This window comes from Mycobacterium sp. NGS41, from assembly GCF_059812725.1.
Map to the genome: position 1 here is coordinate 423,278 of NZ_JCALDF010000001.1, position 12,623 is coordinate 435,900.

Here is a 12,623-nt window from a genome sequence, read left to right on the forward strand (position 1 = left end):
GTCTCAAAGCCACCGCGGGCTGCCCTACAACACACTTCACTCAAGGTTCACGCGAAGTCTACGCCTTAATTTGGTTGAAGCACAACGATATTGAGAGCGGCAATGACAGCACGACGTCTGTACGCGCGTCGACGCCGGGGGCGGCTTCGCCAAAAGTGTCAGCATCCGTGGGGCGATGTCTACCCTGTCGTAGCTGTAAGATGAGCCGTGGTGCCTGAGACCCCGACAACAACTCCCGGTGAGCCTAATCGCCGGGCAGCGGCGTTCGATGGGCACGAGAACGCTCTCACGCATCGCGAGGCCGAGTTGGACCGACGGGAGTGGCTCGCCGACGAACGAGACCGGGTCGCTGATGAGCGGGACCGAATCGCAAACGCCCGCGAGGAGTTGGCAGACGAACGAGAGCTGCGGGCAGACGCACGCGAGGGTACGGCTGAAGAGCGAGAGCGCGAGCGAGTGCAACGCGCAGACCAACACGTGGAGCGTCTTAAAGCCGGTGACCGGCGGGAAGATGCCGAAGTCGAGCGTGAAATTGCCGCCACGGAGCGACTTCCCGACGACGACTAATCCGTGCACGGACAACCTGGATAGGGGTCGAGTGCCTCCGCACGCATCAATGTAATGACGCGGCTTCGGCTAACGACGTACTTTCAACAGCAAACGTCCGTTTGTTGCTGACCAGGGAGTACGTAATGCCGAGCATCACGCTACGAACCGTCGCACTGGCACCACTCTTCATCGCGGCTGCCTTCGTCGCTTCACCGTCGGCAGGTGCGACGCCTTCGGGACCATGCGAAAGGGGTTCGGTGGGCACGGTGGTGCCGGAAGCCGCCGGCTATTCGCTCTGTACGGGGGCTGGGTGGGTTCACGTCGACGAGCCACTTAAGCCGCACGGAGAATGTGCCCGTCTGGCAACCATCGGCCCTCATGACGACGGGACCTACACGATTTGCACAAACCAGGGCTGGGTCGACGTGAACCGGCCCCTGTGCGGTGACTTTCCCGCGGGCTTCAATTGCGACGCCAAGCACTAAGCGGCGGCGGTTGCCGTATGCCTTACAGTTGACCAGTCAGTCGGACCTGATCGTCCGTCGGATCAAGACTGGGAGGCACGTTGTCCACGACGGTGGCGATTCCGCGATACCCCGGCGATGTCACGCCTGAGTGGCTGTCAGCGGCACTCAGCATCGACGTGTCCGATGTCGAAGTCGTCGCGATCGGCACCGGACAGACCGGAGCGACGTATCGGGTGTCGGCCAAATATGCCGCAGATCCGGGCGATTTGCCGCAGACCTTCGTCATCAAACTGCCGGCCCAGGACGACACCGTGCGCGACCGGGTCGTCATCGGTTATCGCAGCGAATGCGCGTTCTACAGCACCGTGGCCGCTCGCGTGCAGGTGCCCACACCGCGATGCTTCCACTGCCAGATCAGCGAAGACGCTTTCGAATTCGCTCTGTTGCTGGCCGATCAGGCACCCGCTGTGCAGGGGGATCAGATCGCGGGCTGTGGCGAGCAGGAGGCGCGGCTGGCCGTCACCGCGTTGGCAGGATTGCACGGCCCCAGCTGGTCTGATCCTTTCTGGCTTGACCTGCCCGGTGTCGCGTTTCCCCGTCCGGATGAGGCCGCGGCCAAGGGCCTTGGAGATGTGGCGAAGTTGAGCGCCGACATCACGCTGGACAAGCTCGGTGGCCGAATGAGCGGCGAAGATCGCGAGACATTCACTGCGGCAATGGGTTTGGTGACACCCTGGCTTCTTGAAGCGCCGGACAGGTTCGCGCTGCTGCATGGCGATTATCGTCTTGACAACCTGTTGTTCGACCCCGAACGCACCCGTGTCGCCGTGGTCGATTGGCAGACGCTCGGTACCGGCCTGCCCGCACGCGACCTCGCCTACTTCACCGCGACAAGTCTGAATTCAGAACTGCGCCTGACGATTGAAGAAGACCTCGTCGACGCCTATCATCAAGCGCTGATCGGCTACGGCGTCACCGACTATGACCGTGAAACTTGTTGGCGCGATTACCGACTCGGGATGCCGCAGACCGTCCTCATCTCGGCGCTGGGATTCGCCTTCGCCGCTGCCACCGAGCGCGGCGACGATATGGTGCTGACCATGCTCGCGCGGGGCTGCCAGGCGATCCGCGATCTGGGGACGCTGGAGCTGATCGGATGAGTTCAATCGCGACGGGCCGCTTCGTGAACCAACTGCACGCGCGAGGCGAGGCCTAGTTTCGCGTAAACGTGAGTGAGATGCGTCTGCACGGTACGCGGAGAGATGAACAGCCGGGCACCGATGTCTTTGTTGCCGAGACCCTCGCTGACCAGACGAACGACGTCAATCTCGGTGGGAGTCAACGAGTCCCAGCCGCTGGATGGCCTTTTGCGTTCGCCGCGGCCCCGCTGGGCGTAGGCGATCGCATCGTCGGTGGACAGCTCCAGGCCAGCCTGCCATGCGGCGTCAACTCGGCATCTCCCAATGCCTTACGAACGAGCTCTACCAAATCCTCGTAGTCGGCGTCGTAGACCTTGAAGCGGACTACGCCGGTGCGCTGTCGGACTGCCTGCGCCGCTCCGAATAGCCGCGCCGCCTCCAAGTGGTTGCCCGCGTCACCGGCCAAACACGCAAGACATTCCAAAAGGTCTGGTACGAAGAGGTGCGCCTTCATCTCGGCAGCACGCATGAGCGCCTCGTGCGCATCACGTTCTGCTTGCCCGATCTCGTTCTGCGCCAGAGCTACTCGCGAGCGGGTCAGCTGCGCCTGCACCGTGAACCAGCCCTTCGCGACCGCAACGTCCTCGTCTGCTAGGCGACGTGCCGAGTTCAGATCACCACGGGCGAGCGCGACTTGGGCCGCAGGCTTGGTCGTCGTGGTCGCCAGCATGCGCCCCAAGTCGGCGAATCGCTCGCGCGCCGTCTCGCTGGCTTTGAAGGCCGCGTCGACATCGCCACCGGCCAGCTCCGCGAAAGCCAGCACCGCATACACCGTGCCTTCCATATACTGGCCGATCTCAGCGGCGCCATCGAGCGCCTCGAGGGCAATCGTGCGTCCTGCGTCGGCTTGTCCGTGGTGGGCCAGCACCAGACACAGGCCGGTTCGAGTGCTCACCTGCCAGATCAGAGCGTGTGCCGCGTCCACCTCGGTGATCAATTCGCGGCCCTGCGCTTCGGCCGCAGGGAGATCCCCGGTCACCCATCGGGCCCCATTCAGACACCAGCGGCACCCCCACCCGAACAACCGATCGCCGATCTCCTCAGCGAGGTCGTGGCCCTCCGTTCCGGCCGCAACTACGGCGTCGATGTCGCCGGCGCCGACCCATGCGGAGAATGCCTGGGTGTAGAGGACCTGGGTCAGCCTCCACCGATCGCCCAAAGCCCGGGCCAAGTCGGTCGCCTCCGATAGGTAGAGTCGGGCGAGTTTGGCGTCCCAGCCGGCGACCCGGCCGCAGGCGATCAGAGTCCGCGTCAGCAGTGCGGGATCGTCGAGTTCGCGCGCGATTTCCAGTGAACGTTGTGCTCGCGGCAAGCTTTCCGGTGAACGCATGTTGTCCACGAATGCTTTGTCGGCCAAGGCCTGCGCCAGCGCCGTCGGCGTCACATCTGCATCCGCGAGCTCGGCGTCGGCCAATGCCAGGTCGAGCCAGTCCGATCCTTCTTTGAGGAGGCCGCGCGTCAGCCACAGCCGCAGCGAAGCGGCGAGCCGCAATGCGTTGTCAGTATCGTGGTTTTCTCGGCTCCATGCGAATGCGGCACGCAGATTGTCGATTTCGTTCTCTGCCCGGTCGAGCAGCAACTCCATGTCGCTGTTCGTCGTGGCGTCCAGTGCCACTGCCATGGCGGTGTAGTAGTCACGATGCCGGTCTCGTACGGCGATGGCATCAGCGGCTTCGCCGAGCTTTTCCTGCGCATACTGGCGAATCGTCTCCAGTAGCAGGTATCGCGTTGCGCCCCCAGCTGTTTCGGCTATCACCAACGATTTGTCGACGAGCAGGGCTAATACGTCAAGCACCTGGTGGTGCGCTAAGTCCTCGTAGCAGGCCACCGTTTGGCAGGCTTTCAGATCGAATCCGCCGACGAATACCCCCAGCCGGCGGAACAGGATTCGCTCCGGCTCGGTCAGCAATGCATGAGACCAATCCACCGACGCCTGCAACGTCTGCTGACGACGCACCGCGGTCCGTGACCCGCCCGTCAGCAATCGGAAGCGGTCCTGCAGGCCGGCGAGAATCTCCTGTGGTGACAATGCGCGCACCCGTGCCGCCGCCAGCTCGATCGCCAATGGCATGCCGTCGAGGCGACGGCAGATCTCCTCTACCGCGGAGGCGTTGTCGTCGATGGTGAAGCCCGGCCGGGCATTGCCTGCGCGGTCACCGAACAGCCGCACAGCGTCACCGGCCAGCGACAGCGATGGGACCCGCCATGTCACCTCCCCGGCCACCCCGATCGGCTCGCGACTGGTCGCCAACAAAGTCAGCCGGGGGCAGGCACCTAACAGCGCCGCGATCACCTCGGCACTGGCGTCCAGCAGGTGCTCGCAATTGTCTAGCACCAGCAGCATTTGCCGTGCCCCAATGAACTGCAGCAGGGCGCCTTGCGGCGAACGTCCCGGCTGATCGGGCAGGCCGAGTGCCCGGGCCACGGTGATCGGTACCAGGTCCGGGTCGGTAATCGGCGCCAGGTCGACGTACCATGCTCCGTCACCGTAGCTTTCGGCGACGGCCACCGCGACGTGCACGGCCAGCCGCGTCTTCCCCACACCTCCGGCACCGGTCAACGTCACCAGCCGGTTCTCAGCAAGCAGGTCACGCACCTCGGCCATCTCCGCGCCGCGACCCACGAAGCTGGTGAGCTGCGCCGGAAGGTGCTGGCCGACAAGGTATTCGCGCTCGCGAAGGGGCGGGAAGTCATTGCGCAGATCGGAATGACATAGCTGCACCACCCGTTCCGGTCGGGGCAGATCCCGCAGCTGATGGATGCCCAGGTCGGTCAGCCACGTGTCATCGGGCAACGTGTCGGCAACCAAATCGCTTGTGGTGCCAGAAAGTACGGTCTGGCCGCCATGGGCGAGCTCGCGTAGTCGTGCAGTCCGGTTGATGGCCGGTCCGACGTAGTTATTCTCGTCGCGCAGCTGCACCTCGCCGGTATGCAGTCCAATGCGCAAGCTCAACGGCGCCAACGGCGCTCGCTGTAACGCGAGCGCGCACGCCACCGCATTGGACGCCCGGGTGAACGCGACGACGAAGCTATCGCCTTCACCCTGCTCGACTGGGCGGACCCCGTCGTGGGTGCTGACCAAATCGGCCAGTATTCGGTCCAGGTTCGCGATCGCCGCTGTCATCTCTTCGGGTCGCGAATTCCACAGTTGCGTCGAACCTTGAACGTCAGCCAACAGCAATGTCACAGTCCCGGTGGGCAGGGGCTCGTTCATCGCCGCGTCGCTCCAGTCGAAGGCCCGTGGATCGATCTCGCTCATGTTAGCCAGCATGCGGCGGCCACTACCGGAAAACATCGGCGTTTGCGCGTAGATTGCTACGCGCTCTGGCCCCTGATGAGGTTCGACCCGATGATCAGCCGCTGTATCTCGCTGGTGCCCTCATACAGCCGCAGTAGACGAACGTCGCGATATATGCGCTCCACGGGCACCCCACGCATGTAGCCACTTCCACCGTGGATCTGCACCGCGAGGTCTGCGACCTTTCCGGCCATCTCGGTGCAGAAGAGCTTGGCCGCCGACGGCGCGATCCGGCGATCCTCGCCGGTAACCCACTTCCGCGCGACGTCACGGACGAGCGCGCGGCCGGCCAGCACGCCGGTCTGCTGATCAGCCAGCATGGCCTGGACCAACTGGAAACTTCCGATCGGAGAGCCACCCTGTGTCGCGGTGGCGGCGTAGGTCACCGACTCGTCGAGCGCGCGCTGGGCGGCGCCCACCGCGATCGCGGCGATGTGGGCTCGGCCGCGCGCCAACGCGGTCATCGCCGCTCGGTAACCGATGTCTTCGCTGCCGCCGATAAGCGCGTCGTTTCCGACCCGTACATCGTCGAAACTGACGTCGGCGGTCCAGGCGCCCTCTTGGCCCATCTTGGCGTCTTTGGCAGCTACCGCGACGCCCTCGGCTTCGCCGGGTACCAGGAAAACCGCGATGCCGGAACCCCGGTCGTCGGCGGGCCGGGTGCGGGCGAAGACCACGAACAGTCCCGCGACGGGCGCATTGGTGATAAAGCGTTTCTGTCCGGAGATCACCCAATCGTCTTGATCACGAACAGCTTTGGTACGCAACCCAGCTGGGTTCGACCCCGCGCCCGGCTCGGTCAGCGCGAAGGAGGCGACGACATCGCCCGAGGCTATGCGCTCCAGCCAACGGCTTTTCTGCTCGTCAGTGCCGAACCCGACGAGAACCTGCCCGGCGATGCCGTTGTTGGTACCGAACATCGAGCGCAGCGCCAGCGAGGTGTAACCCAACTCCATCGCGAGCTCGACGTCTTGCATGAGATTCAGGCCCAGGCCGCCCCACCGCTGTGGAATCGCGTAGCCGAACAAACCCATCTGCTTTGCGTGGTCGCGCAGATCGTCGGGCACCCGATCGTCGGCCAGGATCTCCTGCTCACGCGGGACTACGACGTCCCGGACGAAGTGACGAGTTTGAGCCAGGATCTCCTGGAAATCTTCATCGGATACTTCGGGGCGTTCGGCAGTGTCCATTCGCAGATGCTCCAGACTTCGGCAGGCGGTTGCCGTTCAGGATCGTATATCAAATACGATATTCGAACTGAGGGTGCCCGCCGGGAACCAAGACAGTTAGGGGTGCGGATCCAGATGTCGTTATTGAGCGGTCAGACCGCGGTGGTCACAGGTGGAGCGCAAGGACTGGGCTATGCCATCGCGGAGCGGTTCATCGCCGAGGGCGCGCGGGTGGTGCTCGGCGACGTGAATCTCGAGGCGACTGAGGTCGCCGCGAAGCAACTGGGCGGTGACGACGTCGCCGTCGCCGTTCGATGCGATGTGACCAAAGCCGACGAGGTCGACGCTCTGATCAAGACCGCTATCGATCGTTTCGGAAGCCTGGACATCATGGTCAACAACGCCGGAATCACCCGCGACGCGACGATGCGCAAGATGACCGAAGAGCAATTCGACCAGGTCATCGACGTCCACCTGAAGGGGACGTGGAACGGCACCCGGCTGGCCGCCGCGATCATGCGGGAAAACAAGCGTGGCGCGATCGTGAATATGTCGTCGGTGTCGGGCAAGGTCGGCATGGTCGGTCAGACCAACTATTCGGCAGCCAAAGCTGGAATTGTCGGCATGACCAAAGCCGCCGCCAAAGAGCTTGCCTATCTGGGTGTGCGGGTGAATGCGATTGCGCCGGGCCTGATTCGATCCGCGATGACAGAAGCTATGCCGCAACGCATTTGGGACTCTAAGGTCGCAGAGGTGCCGATGGGCCGAGCCGGCGAACCCAGCGAAGTCGCCAGTGTCGCCTTGTTTTTGGCATCAGACCTGTCTTCGTACATGACGGGCACCGTCATGGATGTCACCGGCGGCCGACACATATGAGCACCAGCGCGAGCAGACGCAGAAGCACCCAATTCGGGCCGAATTGGGGTGCTTTTGCGTCTTGTCGGCATCGAAACGGGAGTCGCCATGCGTGAAGCCGTCATCTGTGAACCCGTACGGACGCCGATCGGCCGCTATGGCGGAATGTTCAAGTCGCAGACTGCCGTCGACCTCGGCGTCGCGGCCTTGAAGGGGCTGCTGGAACGGACCGGTCTGGCGCCGGATGCGGTGCAGGATGTGATTCTCGGGCACTGCTACCCGAGCAGTGAGGCGCCGGCGATCGGGCGCGTGGTCGCGCTGGACGCCGGTCTGCCGGTGACGGTGCCCGGCATGCAGGTCGACCGACGCTGCGGCTCGGGCCTGCAGGCAGTGATCCAAGCCTGCTTGCAGGTAAGCACCGGCAACAACGACTTGGTCGTCGCCGGCGGCTGCGAAAGCATGAGCAACGTGACGTTCTACTCCACCGACATGCGGTGGGGCGGAGCCCGTTCCGGTGTCCGCGTGCACGACGGTCTGGCTCGTGGACGGACCACCGCCGGCGGTCGCAACTACCCGGTGCCGGGCGGAATGCTGGAGACGGCCGAGAATCTGCGCCGCCAGTACGGCATTTCACGGCTCGAGCAAGACGAGCTCGCAGTGCGGTCGCATCAGCGTGCGGTGGCCGCGCAAAAGGACGGCATCCTGGCCCAGGAAATCGTCGCTGTCACGCTGCACACCAAGCAGGGCGAGGAGATCGTCGACACCGACGAGCATCCGCGCGCCGATACGTCGGTGGAGTCACTGAGCAAGCTCAAACCAGTTCTGCTGGCCCAGGATCCGGAGGCGACGGTCACCGCCGGCAATGCCAGCGGACAGAACGACGCGGCATCGATGTGCGTGGTGACCACGCCGGAGACGGCCGACCAGCACGGCCTGAAGCCGCTGGTCCGCATGGTCTCGTGGGGATCGGCTGGGGTAGCGCCCAACATCATGGGCATCGGCCCGGTGCCCGCCACCGAGGTCGCCCTCGCCAAAGCGGGTCTGCGGTTAAGCGACATCGATCTGATCGAACTCAACGAAGCCTTTGCCGCTCAAGCGCTTGCGGTGATGCGGGAATGGAACTTCGGCGCGGGCGACCATGACCGAACCAACGTGCACGGCTCGGGAATCTCGCTGGGGCATCCGGTGGGGGCGACCGGGGGCAGGATGCTCGCCACGTTGGCCCGAGAGCTCGATCGCCGCCAGGCGCGGTACGGCTTGGAAACCATGTGCATCGGCGGCGGCCAGGGTCTCGCCGCAGTCTTCGAACGAGTCTCATCGTCATGAACCCGCTGGCCGGCATCAGTGTCGTCGAGGTATCCAGCTTCGTCGCCGCGCCGCTGTGCGGCATGACCCTGAGCCAACTCGGTGCCCAGGTGCTCCGCATCGACCCGATCGGGGGGGCCTCCGACGTACAGCGTTGGCCTTTGTCGGCAACCGGCACCTCGATCTACTGGACCGGCCTGAACAAGGGAAAGCGGTCGGCCACCATCAATTTGCGCTCCCTCGAAGGGCAGGAGCTGGTTCAGCGGCTGATCGTCGAAGGTGACGGCATCGTGGTGACCAATGCCGTCCTGCCGTGGCTGAGCCATGATCTGCTGGCCGCCAAGCGTTCCGACGTCATCCACGTGCAGTTGCTCGGCCGCGGCGACGGGTCCACCGGGGTGGACTACACCGTCAACGCGGGCACCGGGTATCCACTTGTCACCGGACCGGCCAACCACGCCGGGCCGATCAACCATGTGTTGCCGGCTTGGGATGTGTGCTGCGGCCTGTATGCCGCGCTGGCCGTCGTCGCGGCCGTTCGCCGCCGCGACCAGACCGGGGCGGGGGCGTGCGTCAGCCTGGCCCTGGAGGACGTCGCGTTGGCCACCGCGGGAAACCTGGGCTTGCTGACCGAGCCTCAGGTCAACGGGACGCAACGCGAACGGCTGGGAAACTCCATCTACGGCCAGTACGGCCAGGACTTCAGTAGTCGCGATGGAGTCGCGTTCATGGTTGTCACGTTGACAAGCAGGCACTTTCGGGATCTGGTCGAGGTGACCGGAACCGGGGCGGCGGTGTCGGCCCTCGCGGAGGCGCTGGGCGTGGACTTCGGCACCGAGGGCGACCGCTACCGGTACCGCGACGTGCTTTCCGGTTTGTTCGCGACGTGGTTCGCCGATCACACAGCGGACGAGATCACTGCGGCACTGTCCAACACCACTGTCCTGTTCGAGCGGTATCGCACTTTTGCTCAGGTCGCGGAAGACCCTCGGGTGACCGCCAATCCGCTTTTCTCCCGACTGCATCAACCCGGCATCGGCGAGTACCTGGCACCCGGCATGCCGACCGCCTTCGACGGCGTTCACCCCGCGGGCGCACCCGCGCCTGCTCTGGGGCAAGACACCGCTGACGTCCTGACAGAGCATCTGGGTTTGGCGGCCGCCGACATCGAGCGCCTGGCCAGCGCAAGAACGATAGGAAACGGCACCGCATGACCAAACTCGCCCAGACAATTGGCCTGACCGACTTCCAAACCGAGATCATCGCTACGGTAAGGCAATTCGTCGACAAGGAGGTCATTCCCAACGCGCCGGAGCTCGAACGGCACGACACCTACCCGCAGGGCATCGTGGATCAGATGCGGGAAATGGGCTTGTTCGGACTGATGATTCCCCAGGAGTACGGCGGCCTGGGGGAGTCGCTGCTGACCTACGCCCTATGCGTCGAGGAGCTGGCGCGCGGCTGGATGAGCATCTCCGGCGTGATCAACACGCACTTCATCGTGGCGTACATGCTGCGCCAGCACGGCACCGACGCCCAGAAGCAGCGCCTGCTGCCGCAGATGGCGACCGGCGAATGCCGCGGGGCGTTTTCGATGTCGGAACCGGAATTGGGTTCCGACGTCGCGGCGATCCGGACCCGCGCCGGACGGAACCCCGACGGGAGTTACACCATCAACGGCCAGAAGATGTGGCTGACCAACGGCGGCAGTTCGACGTTGGTGGCCGTGCTGGTGCGCACCGACGAAGGGTCAGACAAACCGCATCGCAACCTGACCGCGTTCCTCATCGAGAAGCCAACGGGATTCGGCGAAGTGGCACCGGGTCTGCTGATCCCCGGCAAGATCGACAAGCTGGGCTACAAGGGGATCGATACCACCGAACTCATCTTCGACGGTTATCAGGCGGGCGCCGACGATATCCTCGGTGGTGTTCCGGGTCAGGGCTTCTTCCAGATGATGGACGGTATCGAGGTCGGCCGGGTCAACGTGTCGGCCAGAGCGTGCGGGATCGGCATTCGCGCCTTCGAACTCGCAGTGCGTTACGCCCAGCAGCGCCACACCTTCGGCAAGCCGATCGCCGAGCACCAGGCCATCGCCTTCCAGCTGGCCGAGATGGCGACGAAAGTCGAAGCGGCACACCTCATGATGGTCAACGCCGCGCGGCTGAAGGATTCGGGAGAACGCAACGACCTCGCGGCCGGCATGGCCAAATACCTTGCCAGTGAATATTGTTCGGAGGTCACCCAGCAGAGCTTCCGGATTCACGGCGGGTACGGCTATTCCAAGGAGTACGAGATCGAGCGGCTGATGCGCGACGCACCGTTCCTGCTCATCGGCGAGGGAACCAGCGAAATCCAGAAGCAGATCATCAGCAAGCGTTTGCTCGCCGAGTATCGGGTGTGAGGCGATGACTGCCCCGGATTTCGCTGCGCGGCCTCAACTTTCCGAGGACGTGGCGCGCTTTGTCCGCAACCGGGTCTTCGACGGCACCTATGGTGCGGGACAGTACATCCGGCTGGACCAATTGGCCGCGGAATTGGGGATCAGTGTCACGCCGGTGCGCGAAGCGTTGTTCGCGCTGCGTGCCGAAGGCTTGATCGACCAACAGCCACACCGGGGCTTTGTGGTGCTGCCGGTCACCGAGCAAGACCTCGCCGACGTCGCCAACGTGCAGGCCCATGTCGGCGGCGAGCTCGCCGCGCGGGCTGCCGTCAACATCACCGACGGCCAGCTGCGCGACCTGAAACAGATCCAAGCCCAGCTGGAGGATGCCTACGCCGGGGGCGATGACGAACGGACAGTGCGGCTCAACCACGAGTTTCACCGGGCCATCAACGTTGCCGCGAATTCGCCCAAGCTGGCCCAGCTGATGTCCCAAATCACCCGCTATGCACCCGAATCGGTGTTCCCGGCGATCGAGGGTTGGCCTGACCAGTCGATCAAGGACCATCGGCTGGTCATGTCCGCGTTGGAGAGCCATGACGAGAAGCTTGCCCGCGTTGCGATGTCGGAGCATCTGGCGGCCGGCGCGGCACCGTTGATCGATCATCTTGTCCAGCGCGGGGTGGTTGCCGGAGCAGCCCGGCCACATGTGGGTGAGTATGAATGTTAGTGTCTGCCCTGCTGGGGAGGGGTCATAAATCCGGCTCTCCCGGTGAGTAGTCCGAGTCATATCGACACCCAGTCGTCTAGTTTCTAATAAGGAGAGGTCTGTGAAGGTCAGCCACTCGGTCACCAGGCTGAGGATCGCCGCAATTGTCTTGTTGGCCGCCGTACTTGGGGCCTGTGGTGGCGGAATGAAGAGCAGTCCGTCCACGGTGACTGTGACGCGCACCGAAACGTCGATATCGACCGTTACCGCCACGCCCACAAGCAGTTCAAACGCGACGACGACATCGGCGACCACGTCGTCCGCCACCATCGGGTCGGTCACGGTGACCGAGCACTTGAGTTGTTGTGTGGGTAAGCAAGTCGGACCCGACAAGTTCCAACAGACCCTGAAGAATACGGGTATCGAACTGAGTCTCGCGTGGACGTCGAAAGGCGAGAATGGTGACGTGAAAGGTGACGGTTGCACGGTCGTCGTTGCCGTAACCGGTCCACAGAACTTCAACGAACGCCGACGAAGCGCGCAATGCAGCGGGTCGACTGGCGGTGGCGAATGGATAAACCCCAAAATCCCGGGAACTTACACAATCAATATCTCAGTCACTCCGCCAAACGGTTCAGCACCTGTGTCGACCACCCAGTCTTTCGAATTGATTGCATACGGGCAATAGA

General features: G+C 63.9%; 9 protein-coding genes and 1 pseudogene. 8 read left to right on the plus strand and 2 right to left on the minus strand.

Annotation, left to right across the window (positions count from 1 at the left end; translation table 11 throughout):
• The first annotated feature begins 210 nt into the window (after positions 1 to 210).
• Positions 211 to 567: a hypothetical protein gene (locus AC5Y21_RS01915; protein WP_499908807.1), complete on the plus strand. Its 357-nt coding sequence runs from the start codon at positions 211 to 213 to the stop codon at positions 565 to 567.
• Positions 568 to 1,114: 547 nt separating this feature from the next.
• Positions 1,115 to 2,176 (plus strand): phosphotransferase family protein, encoded by a 1,062-nt coding sequence (locus AC5Y21_RS01920; RefSeq protein WP_499908809.1) that lies wholly within the window; start codon positions 1,115 to 1,117, stop codon positions 2,174 to 2,176.
• A 2-nt stretch (positions 2,177 to 2,178) separates the two neighbouring features.
• On the opposite strand, the pseudogene AC5Y21_RS01925 reads toward AC5Y21_RS01920, so the two are convergent.
• Both AC5Y21_RS01925 and AC5Y21_RS01930 read right to left on the minus strand, forming a co-directional pair.
• Positions 2,179 to 5,429, minus strand: a pseudogene (locus tag AC5Y21_RS01925) (helix-turn-helix transcriptional regulator).
• A gap of 101 nt (positions 5,430 to 5,530) precedes the next feature.
• Complete coding sequence (locus AC5Y21_RS01930; protein ID WP_499908811.1) at positions 5,531 to 6,703, minus strand: acyl-CoA dehydrogenase family protein; 1,173 nt, start codon at positions 6,701 to 6,703, stop codon at positions 5,531 to 5,533.
• Positions 6,704 to 6,817: 114 nt separating this feature from the next.
• On the opposite strand from AC5Y21_RS01930, the gene fabG reads away from it, so the two are divergent.
• From fabG to AC5Y21_RS01960, 6 genes are all read left to right on the plus strand, one after another.
• Entirely contained in the window at positions 6,818 to 7,558 is a 741-nt protein-coding gene (gene fabG, locus AC5Y21_RS01935; RefSeq protein WP_499908813.1) for a 3-oxoacyl-ACP reductase FabG, read from the plus strand.
• Between the two features lie 87 nt (positions 7,559 to 7,645).
• The gene (locus AC5Y21_RS01940) at positions 7,646 to 8,863 is read left to right on the plus strand and encodes an acetyl-CoA C-acetyltransferase (protein ID WP_499908815.1); all 1,218 of its coding nucleotides are present in this window, start codon (positions 7,646 to 7,648) and stop codon (positions 8,861 to 8,863) included.
• A complete protein-coding gene (locus AC5Y21_RS01945; protein ID WP_499908817.1) occupies positions 8,860 to 10,056 on the plus strand; it encodes a CoA transferase in 1,197 nt (398 codons plus the stop codon). The genes AC5Y21_RS01940 and AC5Y21_RS01945 overlap by 4 nt, the downstream gene beginning before the upstream one ends.
• Positions 10,053 to 11,246, plus strand: coding sequence for an acyl-CoA dehydrogenase family protein (locus AC5Y21_RS01950; protein ID WP_499908819.1), 1,194 nt, complete (start codon positions 10,053 to 10,055; stop codon positions 11,244 to 11,246). Before AC5Y21_RS01945 ends, AC5Y21_RS01950 begins: the two co-directional genes overlap by 4 nt.
• 4 nt (positions 11,247 to 11,250) lie before the next feature.
• Positions 11,251 to 11,955 carry a GntR family transcriptional regulator gene (locus AC5Y21_RS01955; protein ID WP_499908821.1) on the plus strand — a complete coding sequence of 235 codons (705 nt, stop codon included), beginning with the start codon at positions 11,251 to 11,253 and terminating at the stop codon, positions 11,953 to 11,955.
• 100 nt (positions 11,956 to 12,055) lie between these two features.
• On the plus strand, positions 12,056 to 12,622 hold the full coding sequence (locus AC5Y21_RS01960) for a hypothetical protein (protein ID WP_499908823.1): 567 nt from the start codon (positions 12,056 to 12,058) through the stop codon (positions 12,620 to 12,622).
• The last annotated feature ends 1 nt before the right edge of the window (position 12,623 follow it).

What these genes read in the sequence shown, in the direction of transcription:
- AC5Y21_RS01930 (WP_499908811.1), bottom strand. Translation starts at nt 6,703, where the DNA reads ATGGACACTGCCGAACGCCCCGAAGTATCCGATGAAGATTTCCAGGAG.
- fabG (WP_499908813.1), top strand. Translation starts at nt 6,818, where the DNA reads ATGTCGTTATTGAGCGGTCAGACCGCGGTGGTCACAGGTGGAGCGCAA.
- AC5Y21_RS01940 (WP_499908815.1), top strand. Translation starts at nt 7,646, where the DNA reads ATGCGTGAAGCCGTCATCTGTGAACCCGTACGGACGCCGATCGGCCGC.
- AC5Y21_RS01945 (WP_499908817.1), top strand. Translation starts at nt 8,860, where the DNA reads ATGAACCCGCTGGCCGGCATCAGTGTCGTCGAGGTATCCAGCTTCGTC.
- AC5Y21_RS01950 (WP_499908819.1), top strand. Translation starts at nt 10,053, where the DNA reads ATGACCAAACTCGCCCAGACAATTGGCCTGACCGACTTCCAAACCGAG.
- AC5Y21_RS01955 (WP_499908821.1), top strand. Translation starts at nt 11,251, where the DNA reads ATGACTGCCCCGGATTTCGCTGCGCGGCCTCAACTTTCCGAGGACGTG.